Origin of the sequence: Rugamonas violacea, from assembly GCF_016461825.1 — a bacterium.
Classification (GTDB): Bacteria; Pseudomonadota; Gammaproteobacteria; order Burkholderiales; family Burkholderiaceae_D; genus Rugamonas.
Genome location: NZ_JAEMNU010000119.1, coordinates 50496 through 74530 on the forward strand (window position 1 = coordinate 50496; position 24035 = coordinate 74530).

Consider the following 24035-nt stretch of genomic DNA (forward strand, 5'->3'; position numbering starts at 1 on the left):
CTTGCGTGTAGCATGCGAGGCTGCCCACCCCAATCCGAAAGGACGCGCATGCCGCAGCATCCCGACCAATTTCCCGCCGCCGCACAGGTGACGGCGCCAATGAGCTTGCAGGACTATCTGGCGCTGGGCGGCCGCCGGCCCGACCGCCACATCGAGTATGGCGACGCGCCGTCGCAGTTCGTCGAGTTGTTCATGCCGGCCGGCGCCGGCCCGTTCCCGCTGGTGGTGTTGATCCATGGCGGTTGCTGGACGGTGGAGTTCGGCGGCATCGCGCAGATGCACAACATGGCCGAGGCGTTGAGCAAGCAGGGCATCGCGGTGTGGAACGTCGAGTACCGCCGCGTCGACGAGGCCGGCGGCGGCTATCCCGGCACCTACCGCGACGTGGCCGAGGCCATGGACCTGCTGCGCGACGTGGCGCCGCAGCACGGCCTCGATCTGGCGCGGCTGGTGTTGGTCGGCCATTCGGCCGGCGGCCATCTGGCGCAGTGGGCGGCGGCGCGCGCGCGCCTGCCGGAGGCGAGTCCGCTGTATGTGGCCGATCCCTTGCCGGCGACGGGTTTGATTAGCCTGGGCGGCCTGGCCGACCTGCGTCGCGAGGCGGCGCTGATCAAGACCAGCTGCGAGCGCGACATGGTGCAGCTGACCGGCCTGCCCAGCGCGGCGCGGCCGGACGTGTTCGCCGACACCTCGCCCGGCGAGCTGCTGCCGAGCGGCGTGCCGACGGCGCTGATCCACGGCCAGTTTGACGCCATCTCGCCGCCGCGCGCCGGCGGCGACTTCGCCAAGCGCGCCAGCATCGCCGGCGACGTCGTCGAGTTCATCGTGCTGCCCGGCGCCAGTCATTACGACGAGGTGTCGGCCGCTTCGCCGGCCTGGCTGATCGTCGGCGCGCGCATCCGCGGCATGCTGGGCCTGGCGCCGCTTTAGTAACGGTCGGACTTGCGGGCGTCGCCGCGCACCGCGTCGGCCGGATATTTTTCGCCGTTCAGGGCGATTTTTTCCAACGCCGCCTGGCGCAGGTCGACCTGGCACTTGTCGGCCAGTTGCACCAGATAGAGCAGCACGTCGGCCAGCTCGTGGCGGATGCCGCTGCGGGCGCGCTCGTCGAGTTCGGCGTCGACGCCGGTGGCCAGCCACTGGAAGTGTTCGGCCAGCTCGGCCACCTCGACCGACAAGGCCATCGCCAGGTTTTTCGGCGTGTGGAACTGCTCCCAGTCGCGGGCGCGGGCGAAGCGGCGGGTCAGCTCGCGCAGTTCGAGCAGACTGTCGGCCGGCAGGCCGGCCGCGGCAACCGCCGGCTCCAGCGGCGGCGCGCTCACGCCGCCTCGGCCCGGGCGGCCGGCAGCTTGCGCATGAAGACGCTGAGCGGGTCGTCGAGGTAGTCGCCGAACGGAGCGCAGCGCTGGTAGCCGTGGCGCGCGTACAGCGCCAGCGCGGCCGGTTGCGCCGGCCCCGTTTCAAGGGCGAACTGGTGGCAGCCGCGCTGCCGCGCCGCCGTCTCCAGCTGCGTCAGCAACGCGTCGGCCAAGCCCAGGCCACGGCTGGCGGGGCGCAGGTACAGGCGTTTGATCTCGCCGTATTCGGCGCCCAGCACGATGGCGGCGCAGCCGACGGCGGTGCCGGCGGCGTCGCGGGCGACGGCGAACAGGACGTGCGGCTGCTTGAGCGTGGCCAGGTCGAGCGCATACACGGATTCGGGTGGATACAGCGTCAGTTGGTAGGCGTCGAGTTCGGCGATCAGGGCGATCACGTCGGGCTGGTCGGGGTTTTCAAAAACGATCGGCATGGGCGGCTGCGGTTGGGGTGGCGGTGGCCGCCCGGCGGGCGGCGCCGTCCATGCTAACACCGCCGTTAATGCAGCGCCAGCACCGGCTTGACGCTGTTGTCGAGGGCGCTGCGGTCGATGTAGCCGACCAGCTCCGGGTTGTCGGCCACCAGGCGGCGGATGGCGGCGTTGTCGCCCGATTCGACGGGCGGCTGGCCACGGCCGGTGAACAGCATGCGCGCCCAGTGCGCCTTCATCTGCGCCGGCGCCTTGCCGCTGGTCTTCTGGTAGAACTGGTCGCGCACCGGCGAGCCCTCGCTCTGGTCGATCGGCACGGCCTTGGCGCCGTTGGGGAAGTCGGCCGCCTTGCCGAGGAAGAGGTCGGCGGCCTGCTCGCCGCTGAGCGCCTTGAGGGGGTTCCTGGCCGAGACGATCACCACGATCTCGGCGTGGCAGGCGGCCGCCGTCAGCAGTCCGGCCAGCAGTCCGGCCAGCGCCTTGGCCAAGACCTTGCCCGGCGCCGCCTGCGCGCGCGCCGGCCGCCGCGCGGGCATGCGGCGCCGCGCGGCGGCGGCGGCGGCAGCGGCGGCGGTGGCGGGCGGTGGTGGCGGGGCGCGCATGCTCGGGCTCAGAAGATGAAGTCGGTGACGACGCTGATCAGGTTGACGTGGCCGCCGCGCGGCGTGCCCGGCACGACGTTTTGCAGCGTGCCGTAGGAATTGTCGCCCAGTTTCAGGCGGTCCCATTGCAGCTTGAGGTCGAGATTGCGCGCCACGTCCCAGCGCACGCCGACGGCGTAGCTGCGCTGGGCCACCGGCGCCGCGCCGGTGTCGCTCAGCGGGCGCAGTTCGGCCACGGTGGCGTAGGGGGCGAAGTCGCCGAGGCGCACGCCGGCGTTGAGGTAGCCGGCGGCGCGCAGCACCTTCAAGCCCTTGCCGTCGTAGTTGATGGCCTTGACCCATTCGGCCGAGGCGAACCAGGGACCGGGGTCGTAGCTGGCGCCGAGCGACATGAAGCGGCCGCGCGGCGGGTTCTGGTTGTCGACGTCGCGCTGCTGGTAGGCCGCGTGCAGCGTCAGCGGGCCGCTTTCGAGCGTGTCGAAGATGCCCTTGACGCCGGTCGAGTGGACTTCGATGCCGCGCGTGTTGGTGACCGTGCGTTTGCCGTACAACAGGGTGACGCTGTTGCTGACGGTGCCGTGGTGGCTGCGGTAGACGGCGTCGACGCCGTCGCTGTCGCGCAGGGCCAGCAGGCGATAGACCTCGCTTGGCGGGCGCGCCGTGAGGTTGCTGTAGCCGACTTTGCGCGAGTCGGAGGCGAGGAAGCTGGCCAGCGCGATGCGGCCGACGCGCACGCTGAAGTCCGGCGTGAAGGCGTATTTGACATTGGCCCAGTTGACGAAGGGATGGTAGCTATTGTCCCAGCGGTACTCGGTGACCATCTGCAGCACGGCCGACAGTTGCGGCGTCAGGTTGGCGGTCAGCTGGACGCCGAGCCGGCTGTCGACGTCGCTGCTCCAGCGATGGCTGCGGCCGGCGCCCCAGGGTTGCAGGTTGTCGAAGACGAAGTCGCCGCCGCTCTGGCTGGAGTGGACCAGGCCGGCCGTGCCGAAGCCGTTGATGGCCAGCGGCGCCTGGGCCGGCTCGGCCGCCGTCGCCGGCCGCGCCGCCAGCAGCAGCGCCGCCAGCAGCAGCGCGGCCAGCGGCGCCGCCGTCGCGGCGGGGCGCCGGCGGCCGACGGTCGGCGGGCGTGGTCTCGGCATGGCGGCTCCCGGCATGGCGGCGGCGGAGGGGCGGCGGGCGCGCTTATTCAAGGTAGTGGCTCAACAGTTTATCCATCTCGTGGGTCTTGTCCAGCTCGTCGAGGCCCTGGTTCAGCTGGGTCAGCAGCAGGGTGGCCGCCGCGTCCTGGCTGGCCACGGCGAAATACAGCGCGCGGGTCGGCAGGTCGGGCAGCGGCTGGCCGACCAGGGTGCCGTCGACCAGCAGGGCGCGCAGCGTCGGATTGATCAGGTATTGGCCGGCCATGTTCTCGCGGCTGTCGATGAACAGGTCGCAGCGGCCCAGGTGCAGCTTGGCGATCAGCTGTTCGTAGCCGGCGGTGGCGCCGCGGTCGACGCTGGCCGTGTCGATGCCGAAGGCTTCGAAGCGGTAGCCGCCCAGGCCGCACAGGTGGTATTGGCGCACATCGCCCAGGTGGGCCAGCGTCAGGCCCCGCGGCCGCGCGCGGCGCGAGTAGAAGTAGACGTGGTGTAGCGTGAAGTAGGTCTTGCTGACCCGCAGGCCGCTGGCCTGGGCGTCGGTCTTGCTGCTGTTGAGGGCGACGGCGACGCGGTGGTCGGCCACCAGGGCCAGGCAGCGCGCCCAGGGCAGCAGTTGCACCTCGAGCTGCCAGCCGTGGCGCGCCACGATCAGGCGCAGCAGGTCGACGCTGGCGCCGACCACCGCGCCGCCCTTGTGGCCGTTGACGCGCGCGGCGTAGCTGAACGGCGGCGTCTCGGCCTGGTCGGCGCAGGCTTGCAGCGCCGCCCCGCAGGCCGGCAGCGCGGCCAGGCAGAGCGATATCGCAAGAACAGTGGTGCGGCGCATGGCGGCTTTCGCGAACGAATCTGTCGCCTATTCTAGCGCAAGCCTCGGTACGACTTCTTCCCGGAATGCAATGTGTTGCGTATTTGCGCGGCGCGCGGCGTCAGGCGTGCGGGATAAAGGCGAAGCCGTTGCCGATACTGCCGATGACCTGGGCCTGGTTCTCCTGACTTTCGCTGAAACTGACCAGCACCTGCGCCGCGCTGGTGCCATGCTCCAGCAGCGTCATCCAGTGGTCGAAGCCGGCCGCTTCGGGCAGGCGGTGCAACACGTTGGCGTAGAGCAGGGTCACGAAGGTGGCGTTGTCGAGGTCGCTGCCGTTGTGTTCGATGAACTCGGCGCTGCCGAGGAAGGATCGGGCGACCTCGGTCAGGCCGGTGCCGGCGTCCATGATCCCCATCCAATGGCCCAGGCCGGCAAGGTCGGGCGCGCGGTCGAACGCGGCCTGGTACAGGCGATAGGCTTGGCCGCCGGTGCCCTGGATGTCGAAGGCCAGCGAGCCGTCGTCGAAGCCGACGCGTTCGACATTGCTCAGCTCGATATTGCTGTCGAGGTTGCCGTTGACGCTGACCAGGTGGAGGCCCTTGTCGTCGAGGCTGATGGCGTAGTCTTCCTGGTTGGCGTGGATGCGCACGGTGTCGATGCCGGCGCCGCCGTCGATCCGGTTGTGGCCCTTGGGATTGGCGTCGAGCAGGTCGTTGCCGGCGCCGCCGTTGAGGACGAAGGTCGGCGTGTCGTACTCGACCAGCGACCACAGCTTGTCATGCCGGCTCAGGTCGTTCCATTGGGCGGCCGAACCCAGCGTGCCATCGCCCTTGGGCCAGTCGGCCAGCGCCAGCGCGGCGCGGTGCTGGCCGTCCGGCGCCAGCTCGGCGTCGGTGAAATTGTCCGGTTCCTGGCCCCATGCGCCATAGCCCCAGTTGTTGTAGTCGAGCGCGCTGCCGTCCTGCCAGCGCCAGTCGCCGCCGCCAGCCGGATCGGTTGCGTCGAGCTGGTCGCTGGCGCCCAGCCACAGGTAGGGGCTGGCGCCGCCGTCGTTGGCCACCGGCACGGCGGCCCCCTTCAGATGGGCGGCGACGGCCTGGAACACGGCGTTGTTTTCCTCTTCGCTGCCGATGCTGGCCAGGTGGCCCCCCAGCGCCTTCGCGTTGGCGGCGGCGTCGCTCCAGTTCAAGTCTTGCCGCACCAATTCATAGCGGTGGTTGCCGATGTCGAAACTGAAGTTGCTCATGTTGGGGCCTTGGTTTGAATTTGTTACAATCTTACTTAAATTGGAACATATTGTCTAATGGAAATTGCCGACACGCCCGGCGGCGTCGGCTGTTGTGGCGGCACGGCACGGCGGCGGCGCCATGCGCGGCGGCGGCGACAGATTGCCGCTATTGCAGCGCAGCATTCTGCTATTATTCCTGTTATCATTTTTCCATGGGCGGGCCGGATGAAACGGGTGATCTTCAACCAAAAGGGCGGCGTCGGCAAGTCGACGATCGCGGTCAATCTGGCGGCCATCGCGGCCCATCAGGGCAAGCGCACCTTGCTGATCGATATCGATCCGCAGTGCAACGCCAGCCGCTATTTGCTGGGGGCGGCGGCCGACGAGCTGGCGCCGACCGTGGCGGCGTATTTCGAGCAGATGCTCAGTTTCAGCATGTTCCCCAAGCCGGCCGCCCAGTTCGTCCATCCGACCCCGTTCGACAATCTGTCGATCATGGTGTCGAACCCGGAAATCGGCGACCTGCAAGCGAAGCTGGAATCGCGCCACAAGATCTACAAGTTGCGCGACACGCTCAACGAGCTGGCGCAGGACTTCGACGAGATCTTCGTCGACACGCCGCCGGCCTACAACTTCTTCACCCAGTCGGCGCTGATCGCCGCCGACCGCTGCCTGATCCCCTTCGACTGCGACGATTTTTCGCGGCAGGCCCTGTATACGCTGGTCAACAACGTCGCCGAGATCCGCGCCGACCACAATCCGGCGCTCGAGATCGAGGGCATCATCGTCAACCAGTTCCAGCCGCGCGCGCTGTTGCCGCAACGGATGGTCGACGAGTTGCTGGCCGAGGGCCTGCCGGTGCTGGCCAGCAAGCTGTCGAGCTCGATCCGCATCCGCGAGTCGCACGAGCTGAACCGGCCGATGATCCATCTCGACCCGCGCCACAAGCTGAGCCTGGAGTTCCAGCGGTTGTACCAGGAATTGCAGGCCGCCTGAGGCCTGGGCCGGCCCGACTGCGCCTGACGCCGCCTCAGCCGGCGGCGCCATCGCCGGCGCCGGCGCCGGCGCCCTCGGCGGCGCCGTCGTGGGCGGCGATCCAGGCCAGCAGGGCGCGGCCGAACACGCGCAGGCGCGCCGTGTCGACCTGGCGCCGCTTGTAGGCCTCGTGGCTGGCCGGCCCGCTCAGGCTGCGCTGGTGGCTGGCCTGGTCCATCAGCTGGATCTCGTACTCGAAGAAGAAGCCGATGTCGTAGTCCTGGCCGGCGCCGCCCTGCTCGCCGCCGCGATAGGCCAGCTCGGCCGGCGCGTGGGCGGCGCCGGCCTCGCCCTGCAAGTGGATCATCTTGCGCACCGTCACCTGGATGCTGGCGAAGCCCTCGCCGCTGTGCGGATTGTCGCTGCGCGTCTGCGGCCGGGCCAGCGCCAGCATCTCCCGGTCCATTTGCTGCAGCAGCGCCGCCGGATAGCCGTCGCTGTGCTCGAGCACGGCGCGGTATTTGGTGAACACCTGCTTGGCGGCGGCGAGGTCGAGCAGGGTGTTGCGGGTGCGTTGGGAGTCGACGTTGGTGACCGACAGCAGGTGGGCCCGCTGCAGCGAGCGGAGCGCCAGCAGGCATTCGAAGCGGGTGGCGAAGGTCAGCCGCACGCCGAGGTGGTCGTAGATGTCGGCGGCCAGATAGGCGGCCTTTTGCAGCAGCTTGAGCAGGATGCTGTTGCGGCCCTTGTTGCGCTTGCGGTCGTAGTGCAGCAGCGGCAGGCAGACCTCGCCGTCGGACAAATAGAACTGCTCGCCGTCCTGGCGGATCACCTCGTCGAGGCTGGCGAAGACCTGTTCGCGGATGGTGTGGAAGTGGCGCAGCTTGAGGTTGTTGTCGATGTAGAAGATGCCGTGCATCACCTTCAGCACGGCGCACGACCACATGCGCAGCGCGTCGGCCTGCTGGCCGCGCTGCGAGGCGTAGACCAGCAGTTGCAACGGGTCGGCCGGGGCGGCCACGGCGGCCGGGATCAGGTCCTGCTGGCCGGGCGCCAGGAAGGTGGCGACGATGAACTCGAGCGCCTCCTGGTGGGCGCGGCGGATCAGCGCGGTGGCGGCCGGCTGCTCCAGGTCGAAGCCGTACTCGCGGGCGAACTGGCGGGCGTCGTGCAGGTTGCGCAGGGCCAGCTCGCCCAGGTCGATGGCCGAGACGCCGCTGGTGATGGCGTTCAGATAGTCCCAGTTGAGCGAGAAGCGGCGCTGGCTCTTCAGCGTGGCGTGCAAAGCGGTCATGTCAGCCCGGCGGTGGGAGCCGCGCCGCGCGCCACCGCGGCCCCGGCTCGGGGAATCAACATGGCGGCCCGTGGCGGCGCCGCCGACTTGCATCGATTCAGTATCGCAGCCAGCCGAATTGTCGTCAATTACTATGCGGTGCCGCCGGGAAGACTTGCAATCAGGAATTTGTTGTAATTCTGGCGCCCGTGGTAAAGCGCGTATATTCCTCGTGGTAAATTGTGTAATGTGTCAAGTAGGTCCAGTGGCAACGCTGCGGCCGCGACGCGACGCCAGCCTTGGGCGGAGCGGGCCTTTGGGAGCAGGCCTGCGGCGCCGGCATGTCGATCGAGGCGGTGGCCCAGCAGTTCTCCTGGTCGGCGGAAATCAGGAGGTGGTGACGGGCAAGCGCCATGCTGGCCGCCGCCTAGTGCGCGGCGGCCAGCATGGCGTGGATGTCGTGGCTCATGATCGCCAGGAAGGCCGCCAGGCCCAGGTACAGCACGGCGTAGTTGATGCGCGTGTCGAGCGCCACCGCGTAGTAGTGCGGCGGCAGCGCCGGGTCGCCCCACAGCGCCGCCTTGATCTGTGGATAGGCCAGCACGGCGATCAGGATCAGCATCGGGCTGGGCCGGTAGAAGAACAGGCCGGCCAGCAGCGGCACGCCGACCAGCCACAACTTGGGCGAGATGATCGCCGTGATGCGGCCGCCGTCAAGCGGACTGAGCGGGATCAGGTTGAACAGGTTCAGCATGCAGCCCGAATAGGCCAGCGCCAACAACAGATCGCTGTCGGTCTGGCGCGCCGCGAAGTAGCAGGCCAGCGCCGCCGCCGAGCCGGCCAGCGGCCCGGCGAAGCCGATGTAGGCCTCCGTCTCTACGTCGTGCGGCAAGTCCTTGAGGGCGATCCAGGCGCCGACGAAGGGGATGAAGGCGGGCGCGCCGACCTCCAGGCCGCGCCGGCGCGCCGCCACGTAATGGCCCATCTCGTGGACGAAAATCAGCAGCACGAAGCCGACCGCGTAGCGCCAGCCGAAGATCCAGCTGTAAGCCAGCATCGACAGCAGCATGGTGCCGCCGGTGGTCAGCAGCTTGCCCATTTTGCCGGCCGCCAGCAGCCAGACGAGTAACTTTGCCATGGCCGCCTTATTTGCCCAGATCGACTTTTTTCTCGCGCTTGAAGAACTTCAGCACGGCGGCGCCACCGCCGACGACGGCCAGCAGGATCAGTTTCTTGAACGCCAGCAGCAGGGCGAACAGCTTGCCGAACAGGCCCAGCTTGGCGGCCACGCCGCCGGCCACCAGCGCCGCCAGGCCGTACTCGGCCACCTTGTCGGTCTTGCTGTCGAAGTCGGCGTAGCGCTGGCCCGGGGTGAAGTCGGTGAAGGCGGTGACCTGCTGCATGTCGGCCTTGACCTGCCGGATCTGCTCCATGCCGGCGACGGCGTTGAGCACCAGCACGCCTTCGCGGCCGAGCACGCGGATGTTGTAGTTCAGGCCGTTGCCGCCGTCGCCCTCGGTCTTCAGTTCCTTGGCCCAGTACAGCTTGTGGTGGGCCTTGTCGTAGCTCGGTTGCTCGGCCCAGCCCACCAGGCTCATCGGCGCGTAGCCTTGCGCCTTGCGCTCGGCGTTGTTGGCCGTGACGGCCTCCTGCATGTCCTTGAGCAGCTCGTCGTACTTGATGCTGTCGGCGTCGTCGTCCTTGACGTGGCCGTCCTTGTCGTAGGTCAGGATCACGCCCCAGCCGGCCGCGCTGAGCGGGTTGAGCTTGGCCGGCACGATCATGCCCAGCGTGGTGTGGCCGGGTGGGTTTCCCCAGCCCTCGACCAGCACGCGGCCGGCGTCGGCCGGGCTGAGGTAGCGGAAACCGGCCGGCAGATCGAGGGTGGCGATGTCGCCGGGCAGGGTGATCTTACCCTGCTGGAAGTTCAACGCGGCCACCAGTTGCTCGGCGCTGATGGGCTGGGCCGGCGGCGCGGCGTGGGCGCCGCCGCCGATGCCGACACCGACACTCAGGGCGAGGCACAACAAAGTGGTACGAAGCGATGGGACCATGGTGGATTCCGGAAAGAAAGAGAAAAATGTATCTTACAGGAATTATTGGTTTTTTCGTAATTCAGCGTGCCGGCCGGCGCCGCGCCGCCGGCGCGAGGCCGCTTTTTATGTCTGGAAATAAAAAAAAAGCCAAGCCGCAAGGCTTGGCTTTTCGTGGTGTGCTCACACCGGCGGCGGATTTAGAACTGGTTCATCGTGTTGTCTTTGCCCGATGCCTTCAGCGCAGCTTCGCCGCTGAAATATTCCTTGTGGTCGTCGCCGATGTCCGAGCCGGACATGTTCTGGTGTTTGACACAAGCGATACCCTGGCGGATTTCCTTGCGCTGAACGCCGGCGACGTAACCCAGCATGCCCTGGTCGCCGAAGTAGTCCTTGGCCAGGTTGTCGGTCGACAAAGCGGCGGTGTGGTAGGTCGGCAGCGTGATCAGGTGGTGGAAGATGCCGGCTTCGCGCGCCGCATCGGCCTGGAAGGTGCGGATTTTCTCATCCGCCGCGATCGCCAATTCGGTCGTGTCGTACTCGACACTCATCAGTTTGGCGCGCTCGTAGGCGGAAACGTCCTTGCCTTCGGCCTTCATGCTGTCGAACATTTGTTGACGGAAGTTCAGGGTCCAGTTGAACGACGGGCTGTTGTTGTACACCAGCTTGGCGTTTGGAATCACCTTGCGGATGGCGTTGACCATGCCGCCGATCTGGGCGATGTGCGGTTTCTCGGTTTCGATCCACAGCAGGTCGGCGCCGTTTTGCAGCGAGGTGATGCAATCGAGCACGCAACGCTCTTCGCCCGTGCCTTCGCGGAACTGGAACAGATTGCTGGCCAGACGCTTGGGACGCAGCAGCTTGTCGCCGCGCTTGATGACCACGTCGCCGTTGCTCATCGATTCGGTCGACACTTCCTCGACGTCGAGGAAGGAGTTGTACTGGTCGCCCAGGTCGCCCGCTTCGCGGGTGACGGCGATTTGTTTGGTCAGGCCGGCGCCCAGCGAGTCGGTGCGGGCGACGATCAGGCCGTCGTCGACACCCAGTTCGAGGAAGGCGTAACGGACCGCGCGGATCTTGGCCAGGAAGTCTTCGTGCGGCACGGTGACCTTGCCGTCCTGGTGGCCGCATTGCTTCTCGTCGGACACCTGGTTTTCGATCTGGATGCAGCAGGCGCCGGCTTCGATCATCTGCTTGGCCATCAGGTAGGTCGCCTCGGCGTTGCCGAAACCGGCGTCGATGTCGGCGATGATGGGCACGACGTGGGTGATATGGTTATCGATCTGGCTCTGGATGGCTGGCTTGGCGGCGCCGTCGGCGGCGTCCAGTTGGCGGAACAGGCCGCCCAGTTCACGCGCGTCGGCCTGGCGCAGGAAGGTGTAGAGCTCTTTGATCAGGCCGGCGACGGCGGTCTTTTCGTGCATCGACTGATCCGGCAGCGGGCCGAACTCCGAGCGCAGCGCGGCGATCATCCAGCCCGACAGGTAGAGGTAGCGGCGGTCGGTGCTGTTGAAGTGCTTCTTGATCGAAATCATCTTCTGTTGACCGATGAAACCGTGCCAGCAACCCAGCGACTGGGTGTACTTGGACGAGTCGGCGTCGTAGTTGGCCATGTCCTGGCGCATGATCTTGGCGGTGTACTTGGCGATATCCAGACCGGTTTTGAAGCGGTTCTGGGCGCGCATGCGCGCAGCGGACTCGGGATTAATCGCGTTCCAGGCGCTGCCTTCTTTGTCCTTGAGGCCGGCGATGGCTTGGATATCGTCTTGATACTGTGACATGTGAATCTCCTAGAGAATAAAACAAGATTAATAAAGTAATATCGAGCGCCGCTATATCTGTTCACTTGCGGACCTTGCTGGTGCTGAAGCAAAAGCAAACTGCATGGATTAATGATAGACGTCTTTTGGAAATGCGCCAACTCTTATATAAGACATATAACTTAAATTAATTTGTTTATTTTCAGTGACTTGTGCAGTGTTTTTTGCGATGTGGAATGTATTTTCAAAAAATGGAATAGGGGGGCGCATTTTCCACGGAGGGCTGCTTTCACAATGTGGAGTCTAATTTCGAGTCTAGGGATATGTGCGATGGCGGTGGCGCCTATTCGGCGCGCCGCCGCGCCGGCGCGGCCGGGCAGGGCGGGACCAGGCCGGCACGGCGCCAGTTGTTTGCTCAGGCGTAAGGCGTGCCGGCCATCGCGGCGTGGATGCCGAGGCTACCCTTGTCGACAAGCGCGAGAAAGGCGGCGCTCGCTTCGTCCGTGTCGCGATGCTGTCGAAAGTGATGGTGCGCCTGCACCAGGGCCACGGACCAGGTCGCCAGCAGCATGGCGGCCGCCAGATGGGCGAAGGCGTCGCCGGCTTCCCGTTCGACGGACCCGGCCAAGGCCGAGGCGACCAGTTGTGTGAGTTCGCTGCGTATCGCCCTGGTCCGCGCCTTCAGGGTGTCGCTGGCTTCAATCGTCGCGATGAAGCCTTGGCTCCTGGCGGAAAAATCGACCGCCGGGCTTTTTTCCGCCACCAGCCGATGGGCGAGCAGGCGCAAGGCCTCGAGCGGCGTGACACGCGGATCGCGCTGCCGCATGGCGTCGAGCAGGATCTCGCGGCCCTCTTCCTCGCGATCGAAGAACATGTCCTCCTTGCGGGGAAAGTGATTGAACACCGTCATCCGGCCGACGTCGGCGGCGGCGGCGATCTCGTCCACCGTCACCTGGTCGAAGCCCCGCTCGATGAACAGGCGCGTGGCGGCGTCGGAAATGCTTTGACGGGTGGCGAGGCGCTTGCGCGAGCGGCGGTCGGGTGGGATGGACATGTGGCCATGCTACCACGATGGGTGTACTCGGTACATATTTTGCTCCGAGAGGGGCGGAAACGCTTGATGGACGGTCGCGGTTGATAGTAATATTTATGTACTGAGTATAAATTAGGATTAAGTACATGAAAATTCTTGAGACACTGGTCGCCGCCGTCGGCGGTCCTGCCGCCGCCCCGACCTTTGCGGCGCAGAGCAGGGGCGGAGCGCCGCAAGTGTTCGCTCGCCGCCGCGGCGCGACACGGGATGGGGTGGGACAAGATGTGGGACCGGATGCGCGGCGTGCACGCTGGTGCCGCGGCCCGGCGACGCCGTGAAGCAGCCGCTCATCGTCATCTTCGCCACCGTCGTCCTCGACGCCGTTGGCATCGGCCTGGTCTTTCCGATTCTGCCGGCGCTGCTGCGCGACGTCACCCACGCGGACAACGTGGTGTCCCACATCGGCATCATGACGGCGCTCTATGCGCTCATGCAGTTCATTTTCGCGCCGGTGCTCGGTTCGCTCAGCGACCGGCTGGGACGACGCCCGGTGCTCCTGCTCTCGCTCGCCGGCGCGACCGTCAATTACCTGTTCCTGGCCTTCGCGCCGAACCTGTGGATGTTGCTGCTCGGCCGCGCCATCGCGGGCCTGAGCAGCGCCAACATCTCGGTGGCGACCGCCTACATCACCGACATTTCCCCCGAGGACAAGCGGGCGCGCCGCTTCGGCCTGTTCAACGCCATGTTCGGCATCGGCTTCATTGTCGGCCCCGTCCTCGGCGGCGCCCTCGGCGACCATTGGCTGCGGCTGCCCTTTATCGCGGCGGCGGTGTTGAACGCCTGCAATCTCCTGCTGGCCTTCTTCGTGCTGCCGGAGTCGCGCACGCCCAGCCGGGAGAAAATCGACCTGGCGGCGCTGAATCCGCTGCGGCCGCTGCGCTGGGTGTTTTCGGTGAAGGGCCTGTTGCCCATCACCGTCATCTTCTTCCTCTTCAGCGCCACCGGCGAGGTCTACGGCACTTGCTGGGCCTTGTGGGGGAACGACAGCTTCCGGTGGAATGGACTGTGGATCGGCCTGTCGCTCGGAACTTTCGGTGTCTGCCAGACGCTCGCCCAGATGTTCCTCACCGGCCCCGCCGTGAGCTTGCTGGGCGAACGCGCGACGATTCTGACGGGCATGGCCGGCGCCTGCGTCGCCCTGACTGTCATGGCCTTCGCCACCCAAGGCTGGATGATCTTCGCGATCATGCCGGTGTTCGCCCTCGGCGGCCTTGGCGCGCCGGCGCTGCAGTCGCTGGCCACGCGACAGGTCGACGAGAACCAGCAGGGCCGGTTTCAGGGTGTGCTCGCCTCGGTCGTGAGCCTGGCCTCGATCATCTGCCCGCTGGCCTTCTCGAGTTTCTATTTCCTCGTCAGGGCGCAATGGCCCGGCGCGATCTGGCTGGCCGTCATCGTCGCCTACGCGATCATGGTGCCCCTCGTGCTCGGCCTGCGCTTTGCGAAGCCGGCGGTAGACCCAACAATGTAGCCGGTCCTGGAAGGTGATAGGAGCCAACCGGACGCGTAACCGTCGCCATCTGCTGAGCACTCTATCCTGAATTTTGCATAAAAAAGGGCAAGAATGCCGTAAGTGATTGATAAAATGTGAGTTATCTAGAAACAACTGGCGCTCACACCGGCGTGATGGCAATTTTCATGCAATCGCCACAGGCGCGGCGGCAATGTGGCATTGAGTCGGGGTAGTCGGCGGCGGTAAGCACGTCGCGGCGACGACGTGCCGGGGCGAAACCCTTCTCAATACGCAATCTTGGCGTCGCTGGTCGGCATCGGCCTGCCTTACTGACTTTGGGTCTTGGTCGCTGGCGCGTCGGTAAAAGGTAGTCTACGTGGACGAACAGCCAGATTCGTCAAAACTGTGTGGAGGGGGCGTGCTATTCTCCATCTTCGGTTGCTCATATCAGAGGCGGGTATGGACGAATACAAAGAAGTTGTGCAAGGGCTCATTGAGGGCTATAAGAAGGAGTCTGGCTATTCTGGTTCGCAGCGTTTGGCGCTCAAGGCGAGTAAGTGGGAACAGACCTTGTCTGTTTCTGACGCCCCAGATGGACCTTTCCGAGGGCTGTATGTGACGGCGCAGGTTGTGCACCCGGAACACGTCATCTTGCCGACGAGGCAGGCGCTGAATGACTTCGACTGTCTAATTCATTTGCTCTCAGAAGCGCAAATCGAACATCCCACAGATTGTGTTGGGCAACTGAAGCTGTGGGATCCTGAGGAAGATGGAGTGGTACTTGGGCACCTATGTATTGGTAGTCGCCTTTTTGACGACATCTGGGAACGCATTCGATTTGGCAATCCGCCGGAGTCTACTTTGTCGCTTGAGGTGCTCGGCTTGGAGTCACTCGGAACCAGTAAGCTTTGGGACTTGAAGAAATTCCCACTTCTTGTAGTGACCGATGCCTCATTGACATTTCGGTATGAAAGTCCGGGACATGGCAAGTGATAGCGGTTTCAAATTACAAGCGCAACACTTAGGGGCAAGACATGTTCACGAGAGTAATTGACAGTATACGACGCTTGGTCCCGGCCGGAGAGCCAACATCGAAGGCAGACGAGATATGCAAGAACGTGAGTATTGTCTTAACGTCGCGATTGAAAGATCCCGAAGGGCAACTGGCGCATTTTCCTGCCGCTTGGAAACGCCAGCACAGCGACAGCGTACTTGCCGCTATACGTGAAGCATTGAGAAAACCTGATGCCGTCCAGTCCATCCGGGACGAGTTCGTCAGATTTACTTCCAGTGCCACGCAGTTCTGGGTGCTGCTCAATACTCCAGAGACTGCAGAATTCGCCGGGATTACTGGAGAGCTCGGTCCGCATATTGAAGAACTAGCCACGTTGAACGCTAACTTGAAAGAATTTATTTATGGCTTGCCTGAGGCTCCAGTGGGTGCTGTTGAGCTTATGCAGGCATTGACAGCCCATACCGTTATAGAAAATTCGTGGATGGTGACCTATAACTATGTGCGGATATTGCTTGGTGACTATCACAAAGACGACATGAAAGACTGGGCGAAACCATTTATGTTGTCTCAAGGTATCTTTTGGGAATACCTGTATCGACAAGAATTAAATATGCCTCCCAATATAGTTGCTAGCCATCACGACGGATCATTTTCCCCGGGCTTCGCGCGATTTACCCAACATGCTTGTTGGCCTGAGTACATAGAATCGGGAGAAAAGTATCCAAGGCTAAAATTTGAGTCCAGTTGGGAGGATGTATTTGGTGAAGTAAGTCCATTTACCGGCGTCACATTTTAGTGTTTTGTGCCAATTGATGGTTACGTGCGCTGGTGGCAAGCGATTAGCGATATTTCGGGATAACGTCCCTGCGACTCACAAATTCAAAATTGAAAGGAACGCGCCATGCGAGTAAAGGGACGCCCTGTATCAAAGACTGCATCCGGCGAGTGGTGCGCACCTAACGCCGAGTATGCTGGCAATGTTCACAACGATGTTGATATCGAATTAAGCGAATATGAGGCAATTGCAACAGTCGCGAACGATCTTCCGCCGAGCGATGAAAAATGGCCAAAAGGTGCTGTAATGAAAGGAGTGTGCAAGGTTGGAAATCAGATCATGCAGAAGAAATCGTAAGATACCTATTTATTATATTACGCCTAAGGTGACCAACGGTAAGTTGCGGCCTTGTCCCGATAGGCTATTTGGCACAAATGTCGTCTGGTTGTCGCTTCGCTCCCACTGGGCCTGTGAGTAAATATTTGGGCATGCGACAAAGTGACTATTTCGGCGTGTGGTGGAGTAGCGCGCCGGTTCGCTTGGACGATTTGGGTGGGACTTCCGGCAAGATCTATTGGCGTTTTGCGTACCGGAAATCGACCGGACACGGGGACTACGAACCCCGGAAACGAAAACGCCAATCTCGATGGATTGGCGTTGCGTGAACGATGTTCTTGGTGGCCCGGGGCGGAATCGAACCACCGACACAAGGATTTTCAATCCTCTGCTCTACCAACTGAGCTACCAGGCCAAGGAGCGAAATTATAGCGGGCCTCGGCCCTGTTTGGCTAGTCCCCCGCGCAATTTGTTATTTCCTTGTGGAAATTCACATATTGACACTGTTGCATACCCGGTATAGATTTTGTCGCTTCGGCACGAGACTAAGACAAAGGAAGCGAAATGAAACAAGCCAAACGGCTGCTGGCGGGCGTGGTGTTGACTGGCCTAGGCCTCGGCCTGGCGCAGCAGGCCGGCGCGCAGACGGCCGCGCTGAGTCCGGCGCAGAAGCAGTTGCGCGAGATCTACCAGGAGCTGGTGGAAACCAACACCACCGACTCGGTCGGCTCCTGCACCAAGGCCGTCACCAAGATGGCGGCGCGGCTCAAGCAGGGCGGCTACCGCGACAGCGACATGCAGATCCTGGCGCCGCCGGGCGCGCCGCAAAAGGGCAACCTGGTGGCGCGGCTGAAGGGCGACGGCAGCAAGAAACCGCTGCTGCTGCTGGCCCACGTCGACGTGGTCGAGGCCAAGCGCGAGGACTGGAGCCGCGACCCGTTCAAGCTGGTCGAGGAAAACGGCATGTTCTACGCGCGCGGCGCCAGCGACGACAAGGCGATGGCGGCGGTGTTCGTCGAGAACATGCTCCGTTTCAAGCGCGAGAAGCTGGCCGCCAAGCGCGACCTGATCCTGGCGCTGACCTGCGACGAGGAAATCGTGCCGTCCAAATACGACGGCGTCGACTTCCTGCTCAGGCAGCACCGCCACTTGATCGACGCCGAGCTGGCCCTCAACGAGGGCGGCAGCGGCGTGCTCGACAAGAACGACAAGCCGGTGCGCCACAGCGTGCAGGCCGGCGAGAAGATCTTCCAGAGCTTCCAGCTGGAGGTGACCAATGCGGGCGGCCACAGTTCCATCCCGTCGCGCGACAACGCCATCATCCGCCTGGCCGACGGCCTGTCGCGGCTGGGCAAGTTCGACTTCCCGTTCGCGTTGTCGGACATCACGCGCAGCTATTACCAGCGCATGGCCAAGGTGGAAAGCGGGCAGATGGCGGCCGACATGCGGGCCATCCTGAGCGATCCGCCCGACGCCGCCGCGTTGGCGCGCATGTACGCGGCCAGCCCCTTCCACAACGCCCAGGTGCGCACCACCTGCGCCGCCACCATGCTCGAGGGCGGCCACGCCAGCAACGCGCTGCCGCAGCGCGCCCGCGCCGTGGTCAATTGCCGCATCCTGCCCAGCGAGACCATCGAGCAGACCCGGCAGACCTTGCAGCGCGTGCTGGCCGACGACAAGATCGCCATCGCGCCGATCGGCAACGGCGTGGTCAGCCCGGTGCCGCCGCTGACGCCGTCCTTCATGGCGGCGGTGGAGCAGATCAGCGAGGCGATGTGGCCGGGCGTGCCGGTGATCCCGACCATGTCGACCGGCGGCACCGACGGCCGCTTCCTCAACAACGCCGGCATCTGGACCTACGGCGTCAGCGGCATGTTCGCCGGCCCCGAGGGTAGCGGCGCGCACGGCTTGAACGAGCACGTCCGCGTCAAGTCCTTGTACGACGGCCAGGAGTTCCTCTACCGCCTGGGCAAGCGGCTGGCGACGGAATAAGCCGCCCGGACGGTTCGGCATGCGAAAAGGGGCGGCTTTGCCAAGCCGCCCCTACGCCGATCGTCCCGCCCCCCCAGCGGCGAAGAGCCAGGGTCGGACCCGGCGGGTCCGACCCTAGATTGCGCCCTTGGGTTTTGCCGGCCGCCCGTCCAGCCTTGGACGGCCTTACTTCAGCGTGCGTTCAAACAGTTGGTAGATGCGGCGATACTCGTCATACCAGCTTTCCGGCTGGACGAAGCCGTGCCGCTCCAGCGGGTAGCTGGCCAGTTCCCAGTTGTCCTTCTTCAGCTCGATCAGACGCTGCGCCATGCGCACCGAGTCCTGGTAGAACACGTTGTCGTCGACCATGCCGTGGGCGATCAGCAGGTTGCCGCGCAACTTGTCGGCGTACTCGATCGGCGACGATTTCTTGTAGGCCTCCGGGTCCAGCTCCGGCGTGTTGAGGATGTTCGAGGTGTAGCCGTGCTCGTAGGTGGTCCAGTCGGTCACCGGCCGCAGCGCGGCGCCGGACTTGAACATCGCCGGCTCGCGCAGCAGCGCCATGAAGGTCATGAAGCCGCCGTAGCTGCCGCCGTAGACGCCGACGTTCTTGACGTCGCCCTGCTGTTGGGCGACCAGCCAGTTGACGCCGTCGACATAGTCCTCCAGCTCCGGATGGCCCATCTGGCGGTAGATCGCCGTGCGCCAGTTGCGGCCGTAGCCCTCGGAGGCGCGGTAGTCCATGTCGAGCACGATGTAGCCGCGCGACACCAGCAGGTTGTGGAACATCTGTTCGCGGAAGTAGTTCGGGTAGCGCTGGCTGACGTTCTGCAGGTAGCCGGCGCCGTGGACGAACATGACGATCGGATATTTCTTGCCTTCCTCCAGCTTGGCCGGGCGGTACAGCTTGGCCCAGACCGGGTCGGCGCCGTGGGTCGACGGCACGGCGACGATCTGCGGCTGGATCCATTCGCGCGCCTTGAAGGCGGCCGAGCGGGTGTCGCTCAGCACGCTGACCTTGCCGCCGGCGGCCGCCACGGTGGCGACCTGCGGCGGCAGGTAGCTGGTCGAGTAGCGCAGCAGCACTTTCTGGCCGTCGGGCGACAGCGCGAAGCTTTCCACGCCGCCCAGGGCGGTGACTTCGCGCAACGCGCCGTCCTTGGTCGAGACGGCGCACACCTCGTAGGTGCCGGGCAGTTTCGGATTGCAGACGAAGTAGGCGCTGGCGCCGTCGGCGCTCCACTCGGGCCGCGAGGCTTCCCACTTGCCCCGGGTCAGGGCGCGGGTCTTGCCGTCGGCGCCCTGCGTGTACAGGTGGGAGTAGCCGCTTTCCTCGGATTGGAACCACAGCGTGCTGTTGTCGGGCAGCCAGCCGAAGTCGTTGCCGCGGTAGTTGATCCAGGCCGCGTCGCTCAGGTGGTGCAGCGGTTTCAACTTGGCGCCGGCCAGGTCGACGCCGGCGATCCAGCGGTCCTTGTTGTCGAGCGAGCGCAGCATCACGGCGACCTGCTTGCCGTCGCCGCTCCACTGGATGGTGCCGTCCTCGGGCTCGATGTGGATGGCCCGGCTGCCTTTCAGCGGTTCGAGCTTTTGCGCCACGCGCAGTTCGGCCAGCGGATCGGTGGCGATGCCGGGCAGCGCGTCGTACGCCAGCTCGGTGATGTTGCGGCTGTGCAGGTCGATCAGTTGCAGCTTCTGCGCCAGCGGACCGTCGCGGCCGACGCGCTTGCGCTGGTCGTCGTATTCCTCGTAGCCCGATTCGGTGACGTACTTGGCCAGCTTGCCGATGCGGCCGTTGTCGGCGCCCTTGACCGAGGTCACCACCAGCAGGTGGCGGCCGTCCGGCGACAGCGCACTGCCGGCCAGCGTGACCTTCTCGCCCAGGTAGAGCGGCAGCGGCGCGCGGGTGGCGTCGGCGGCGCGTTCTTGCTGGCCGCGGAGGCGGTTGGCGTCGCGCTCGTCCTTTTGCCGCGCCAGCGTGGCGATCAGGCGCAGTTGCAGCTCGCGCAGGCTGTTGGCGTCGGGCGCGGCGTCCGGGTCCTTGGCCGTGCGCAGCAGGGCCACCGGCGCCACCAGGCGCTCGGCGCGGCTCCAGCTGAACCAGTCGCTGCCGACGCGGAACTGGACGTGGGCGCCGTCGGCCGAATATTGCGGCTCGGCGGCCGGGCTGCTGCCGCGCACGATCTGGGTCAGCGCGCCGCTTTTCAGGTCGCGCTCGAACAGGTCGCCGTTGCGCAGCAGGATGGCGCGGCTGTGCTCGCGGTTGTAGACCGGGTTGGCGCTGTCGAGCTTGGCCAGCTGGCTGTCGTCGACCAGCTGGTTGCCGCCCGGGGCGGCCTGGTAGATGTCGCGTAGCGGCGAGCCGAGGCGCTTTTGCTTGAAGTAGACCTGGCGGCTGTCCCAGCCCCACCAGGCGGCCTCCACCGGGGTGCCGATCCAGTCGGGATGGGCCATCGCCTGGTCGAGCGTGATCGGGGTCTGCGCCGTGGCCGAGGCGGCCAGCAGGCTTGCTAACAGGGGGAGGGCAAAACGCATTGGTAGGGTCGCTCTGAAGATGGGTGAACGGGAGCGCGGGATCGCCGCGCGAGCCAGATTCTAGCCCATGTATGTCGCGATGGAAACAATCGTTCTGTAACAGGAGGGCGCCGCGGCCGGCGCGGATATGTGCCCTCAGGAATGGGCGGCGCTGTCGGGATGCTCCTGCCGCTGCGCGCTGTGGCCGCCCGGCATGGCGCGCATGGCCAGCAGCAGCAACAGGCCGGCCAGCAGGTACAGGCCGATCAGCAGGTGCAGCATGGCGCCGGCCTGGCCGTGGGCGCGCAGCAGGCCGGCCAGCGCCGGGCTGGCGGCGGCGCCGAGGATGCCGCAACTGCTGAGCAGGGCGAGGCCGGCCGCCGCCCGTGTCGGCGCCAGGTATTCGGTCAGGATGGTGGTGAACAGCGGCGCGGCGGCGGCGGCGCCGAAGGCCGCCAGCGACATGCCGGCCAGCGAGCGCGCCAGGTCGTTGTTGGCGGCCAGCACCAGGCCGAGGCCGCCGGCGGCCAGCAGCATGCAGGCGGCGAAGTGCCAGCGCCGCTCGCCTTGGCGGTCGGAATGGCGGCAGATCAGCAGCATGCCGGCGATGCCGGCCAGGTTGGGCAGCACGGCGTACAGGCCGAGCTGGAGCGGGTCGCGCAGGCCCCAGCCCTGCATCAGCGTGGGCAGCCAGAACACCAGCGCGTAGCTGGCGCCGGTCAGCACGAAGGTGGCCAGGGCCAGCAGGTACAACAGGCGGTCGCGCAGCAGCGCCGCCAGGGCGGCGCGGCCGGCGCGGCCGGGCGGCGGCGCGGCGGCCTGGTCGGGGTCCAGCTCCTGTTGCATCAATTGCAGTTCGGCCGGGCTGAGCCAGGAGGCGTCGTCCGGGCGGTCCGGCAGCCAGGCCCAGGCCAGCAGGCCGAGCAGCACGGCGGGCAGGCCCTGCAGCAGGAACAGCCATTGCCAGCCGAGCAGGCCGTGCCACTGGTCGAGGTAACGCAGGATCAGGCCGCACAGCGGACCGGCCAGGGTGCCCGAGACCAGCACGGCGCTGCCGAACACGGCGATGGCGCGGCCGCGCCGTGGCGCCGGGAACCAGTAGGTCAGGTAGAGGATCGCGCCGGGGTAGAAGCCGGCCTCGAACAGGCCCAGCGCGAAGCGCAGCACGTAGAACTGCAGCGGCGTGCGGACGAAGGCGCCGGCCGCCGCCACCAGGCCCCAGCACAGCATGATGCGCAGCAGCGTCTTGCGCACGCCGACCCGCTCCAGCAGCAGGTTGCTGGGCACCGAGAAGAAAAAATAGCCGAGGAAGAACAGGCCGGCGCCCCAGGCGTAGACCGGTTCGGCGAAGGGCAGGGTCTGCTTCATCTGCAACTGGGCGAAGCCCAGGTTGACCCGGTCCAGATAGGCCACCAGATGGCACAGCATCAGCAGCGGCAGCAGGTGCCAGCCGACCTTGCGATAGATCGCTCCCATGCCGGCGGCGCCGCGCAGGTGGACGAGATTGCCGGGGCGGGCCATCAGAATGGCGCTCCGGCAGCGATGGCGGGGACGGTGTGCAGGGGGGCCTCCATATTGCCGATATTAGCCGCACGATATTGAGTAAGCAAGCATTAGAATGGACATCGGGGTATCGATACAACAACGCACCAACACGGCGCGCCGCCGGCCGCCGCCGTGTCACTTGTTCAAAGAGGAAATCGATGATTCAAACCAAGATATCGACCAAGCGGGCGAGCCGGAAACGCTTCATCCCGCGCCTGCTGCTGGCGCTGTTGGCGGCCGTGGCGGCGTTGGCCGGCGTGCTCGCTTTCAATACCCTGCGTAGCGAATCGCGCCAGTTGCAGGTGGCGCCGGCGGCGCCGCCGGCGCTCGACGAGGCCGCCGCCGCCGGCCGCCTGGCCGCCGCGCTGCGCTGGCGCACCATCGCCAGCGCCGCCGACGCCGAGGCCGGCGCCGACCAGTTCCTCGGCCTGCAGGCGCAGCTGGCGCAGGCCTTCCCGCGCCTGCACGCCGCGCTCAAGCGCGAGGTGGTCGGCCACAGCCTGCTCTACACCTGGGCGGGCAGCGACGCCGCCGCCAAGCCGGCGCTGTGGCTGGCGCACCAGGACGTGGTGCCGGTGGCGCCCGGCACCGAGGCCGACTGGCTGCAGCCGCCGTTCGACGGCGTGGTCAAGGACGGTTACATCTGGGGCCGTGGCGCCTGGGACGACAAGGGCAGCCTGCTGGCGCAGATGGAGGCGGTCGAGACGCTGTTGGCGGCCGGCTTCGCGCCGCGCCGGACCTTGTACCTGGCCTATGGCGCCGACGAGGAGGTCGGCGGCCGGCGCGGCGCGGTGGCGCTGGCGGCGCTGCTGAAGTCGCGCGGCGTGCGGCTCGACTACGTGCTCGACGAGGGCATGCTGGTGACCGAGGGCATCCTGGCCGGGCTGGACAAGCCGGCCGCGCTGATCGGCGTGGCCGAGAAGGGTTACGCCAGCGTCGACCTGGAGCTGGCGATGGCGCCCGGCCACTCCTCGATGCCGCCGCGGGCCAGCGCCATCGGCCAGCTCAGCGCGGCGCTGGCGCGGCTGGAGCAACAGCAACTGCCGGCCTCGATGGACGGCATGGCGCAGGACATGTTCGCCACGCTGGCGCCGGAGATGAGCGGTTTCCAGCGCGTCGCGCTGGCCAATCTGTGGCTGTTCGGGCCGTTGTTGCAACGCCAGCTGGAGCAGAGCGCCAGCACCAACGCCATGTTGCGCAGCACCACCGCGCTGACCATCGTTCACGCCGGCAACAAGGACAACGTGCTGCCCGGCAAGGCCAACGCCACCGTCAACTTCCGCCTGCTGCCGGGCGACAGCGTGGCAGGCGTGCTCGACCATGTGCGCCGCAGCATCGACAATCCCGCCATCAAGTTGAGCGTGCAGCCGGGCCAGTCCGAGCCGTCGGCCGTGTCGCGCACCGACACGCCGCAATATGCGACGCTGAACCGCACCGTGCGCCAGGTGTTCAGCGGCGCGGTGGTGGTGCCGGGGCTGGTGCTGGGGGCGACCGATTCGCGCCATTTCGCCGCCCTCAGCGATAACATCTTCAAGTTTTCGCCGGTGCGCGCCGGCCCCAAGGATCTGGCGCGCTTCCATGGCAGCAACGAGCGTATCGCCATCAGCAACTACGTCGAGATGATCCGTTTCTACCACCAGTTGTTGCGCAACGGCGCGCCTGCCGGGCAGGACGCCACGGCGGCGCCCTGAGCGCGGCGGGGAAGGGTCTGGCGCGGCCGGCTGGAGGC

The 24035-nt window shown here is 65.8% G+C and carries 21 protein-coding genes and 1 tRNA gene; 8 read left to right on the forward strand and 14 right to left on the reverse strand.

Features of this window, described 5'->3' with window-relative positions; genetic code table 11:
• The first annotated feature begins 48 nt into the window (after window positions 1-48).
• Window positions 49-930 (forward strand): alpha/beta hydrolase, encoded by an 882-nt coding sequence (locus H7U20_RS21340; RefSeq protein ID WP_233410971.1) that lies wholly within the window; start codon window positions 49-51, stop codon window positions 928-930.
• Here the strand turns inward: H7U20_RS21340 and H7U20_RS21345 are convergent.
• From H7U20_RS21345 to H7U20_RS21370, 6 genes are all read right to left on the reverse strand, one after another.
• Window positions 927-1322 carry a nucleotide pyrophosphohydrolase gene (locus tag H7U20_RS21345; RefSeq protein WP_370593214.1) on the reverse strand — a complete coding sequence of 132 codons (396 nt, stop codon included), beginning with the start codon at window positions 1320-1322 and terminating at the stop codon, window positions 927-929. The two genes, H7U20_RS21340 and H7U20_RS21345, sit on opposite strands and share 4 nt — an antisense overlap.
• Window positions 1319-1789, reverse strand: coding sequence for a GNAT family N-acetyltransferase (locus tag H7U20_RS21350; protein WP_199761160.1), 471 nt, complete (start codon window positions 1787-1789; stop codon window positions 1319-1321). Before H7U20_RS21350 ends, H7U20_RS21345 begins: the two co-directional genes overlap by 4 nt.
• A 65-nt stretch (window positions 1790-1854) precedes the next feature.
• A complete protein-coding gene (locus H7U20_RS21355) occupies window positions 1855-2388 on the reverse strand; it encodes a type 2 periplasmic-binding domain-containing protein (protein ID WP_233410972.1) in 534 nt (177 codons plus the stop codon).
• 8 nt (window positions 2389-2396) lie between these two features.
• Window positions 2397-3530, reverse strand: a complete 1134-nt coding sequence (locus H7U20_RS21360; RefSeq protein ID WP_199761161.1) for a porin — start codon at window positions 3528-3530, stop codon at window positions 2397-2399.
• A 43-nt stretch (window positions 3531-3573) separates the two neighbouring features.
• Window positions 3574-4356, reverse strand: a complete 783-nt coding sequence (locus H7U20_RS21365) for a substrate-binding periplasmic protein (protein WP_199761162.1) — start codon at window positions 4354-4356, stop codon at window positions 3574-3576.
• A 100-nt stretch (window positions 4357-4456) separates the two neighbouring features.
• On the reverse strand, window positions 4457-5584 hold the full coding sequence (locus H7U20_RS21370) for a DUF4214 domain-containing protein (protein ID WP_199761163.1): 1128 nt from the start codon (window positions 5582-5584) through the stop codon (window positions 4457-4459).
• 207 nt (window positions 5585-5791) lie between these two features.
• Between H7U20_RS21370 and H7U20_RS21375 the strand changes: the two genes are divergently transcribed.
• The gene (locus tag H7U20_RS21375; RefSeq protein WP_199761164.1) at window positions 5792-6562 is read left to right on the forward strand and encodes a ParA family protein; all 771 of its coding nucleotides are present in this window, start codon (window positions 5792-5794) and stop codon (window positions 6560-6562) included.
• A gap of 34 nt (window positions 6563-6596) precedes the next feature.
• On the opposite strand, the gene H7U20_RS21380 is transcribed toward H7U20_RS21375, so the two are convergent.
• The 5 genes from H7U20_RS21380 to H7U20_RS21400 all read right to left on the reverse strand — a co-directional run bounded on the left by H7U20_RS21380 (window position 6597) and on the right by H7U20_RS21400 (window position 12661).
• The gene (locus H7U20_RS21380; RefSeq protein WP_199761165.1) at window positions 6597-7835 is read right to left on the reverse strand and encodes a TIGR04552 family protein; all 1239 of its coding nucleotides are present in this window, start codon (window positions 7833-7835) and stop codon (window positions 6597-6599) included.
• A 406-nt stretch (window positions 7836-8241) separates the two neighbouring features.
• Window positions 8242-8952, reverse strand: a complete 711-nt coding sequence (locus H7U20_RS21385) for a site-2 protease family protein (RefSeq protein ID WP_199761166.1) — start codon at window positions 8950-8952, stop codon at window positions 8242-8244.
• Between the two features lie 7 nt (window positions 8953-8959).
• Window positions 8960-9868 (reverse strand): DUF2167 domain-containing protein, encoded by a 909-nt coding sequence (locus tag H7U20_RS21390; RefSeq protein WP_199761167.1) that lies wholly within the window; start codon window positions 9866-9868, stop codon window positions 8960-8962.
• Between the two features lie 179 nt (window positions 9869-10047).
• Window positions 10048-11628 carry an isocitrate lyase gene (locus H7U20_RS21395; protein ID WP_199761168.1) on the reverse strand — a complete coding sequence of 527 codons (1581 nt, stop codon included), beginning with the start codon at window positions 11626-11628 and terminating at the stop codon, window positions 10048-10050.
• A 394-nt stretch (window positions 11629-12022) separates the two neighbouring features.
• On the reverse strand, window positions 12023-12661 hold the full coding sequence (locus H7U20_RS21400) for a TetR/AcrR family transcriptional regulator (RefSeq protein ID WP_199761169.1): 639 nt from the start codon (window positions 12659-12661) through the stop codon (window positions 12023-12025).
• A 313-nt stretch (window positions 12662-12974) separates the two neighbouring features.
• On the opposite strand from H7U20_RS21400, the gene H7U20_RS21405 reads away from it, so the two are divergent.
• The 4 genes from H7U20_RS21405 to H7U20_RS21420 all read left to right on the forward strand — a co-directional run bounded on the left by H7U20_RS21405 (window position 12975) and on the right by H7U20_RS21420 (window position 16297).
• Window positions 12975-14168, forward strand: coding sequence for a TCR/Tet family MFS transporter (locus tag H7U20_RS21405; RefSeq protein ID WP_199761170.1), 1194 nt, complete (start codon window positions 12975-12977; stop codon window positions 14166-14168).
• A gap of 441 nt (window positions 14169-14609) precedes the next feature.
• A complete protein-coding gene (locus H7U20_RS21410) occupies window positions 14610-15143 on the forward strand; it encodes a hypothetical protein (protein WP_199761171.1) in 534 nt (177 codons plus the stop codon).
• Window positions 15144-15268: 125 nt separating this feature from the next.
• Window positions 15269-15961 (forward strand): hypothetical protein, encoded by a 693-nt coding sequence (locus H7U20_RS21415; protein WP_199761172.1) that lies wholly within the window; start codon window positions 15269-15271, stop codon window positions 15959-15961.
• A 105-nt stretch (window positions 15962-16066) separates the two neighbouring features.
• Window positions 16067-16297 carry a hypothetical protein gene (locus H7U20_RS21420; RefSeq protein WP_199761173.1) on the forward strand — a complete coding sequence of 77 codons (231 nt, stop codon included), beginning with the start codon at window positions 16067-16069 and terminating at the stop codon, window positions 16295-16297.
• A gap of 318 nt (window positions 16298-16615) precedes the next feature.
• Here the strand turns inward: H7U20_RS21420 and H7U20_RS21425 are convergent.
• Window positions 16616-16691 (reverse strand) — tRNA-Phe (locus tag H7U20_RS21425).
• 149 nt (window positions 16692-16840) lie between these two features.
• Here H7U20_RS21425 and H7U20_RS21430 point away from each other — a divergent pair.
• Window positions 16841-18268: a M20/M25/M40 family metallo-hydrolase gene (locus tag H7U20_RS21430; protein ID WP_199761174.1), complete on the forward strand. Its 1428-nt coding sequence runs from the start codon at window positions 16841-16843 to the stop codon at window positions 18266-18268.
• A 165-nt stretch (window positions 18269-18433) separates the two neighbouring features.
• Here the strand turns inward: H7U20_RS21430 and H7U20_RS21435 are convergent, their stop codons facing one another.
• Together H7U20_RS21435 and H7U20_RS21440 are read right to left on the reverse strand one after the other, a co-directional pair.
• Window positions 18434-20782 (reverse strand): S9 family peptidase, encoded by a 2349-nt coding sequence (locus tag H7U20_RS21435; RefSeq protein WP_199761175.1) that lies wholly within the window; start codon window positions 20780-20782, stop codon window positions 18434-18436.
• 135 nt (window positions 20783-20917) lie between these two features.
• Complete coding sequence (locus tag H7U20_RS21440) at window positions 20918-22282, reverse strand: MFS transporter (RefSeq protein WP_199761176.1); 1365 nt, start codon at window positions 22280-22282, stop codon at window positions 20918-20920.
• A gap of 182 nt (window positions 22283-22464) precedes the next feature.
• Here H7U20_RS21440 and H7U20_RS21445 point away from each other — a divergent pair, with 182 nt between their 5' ends.
• Entirely contained in the window at window positions 22465-23997 is a 1533-nt protein-coding gene (locus tag H7U20_RS21445; protein ID WP_199761177.1) for a M20 family peptidase, read from the forward strand.
• Window positions 23998-24035 lie beyond the last annotated feature (38 nt).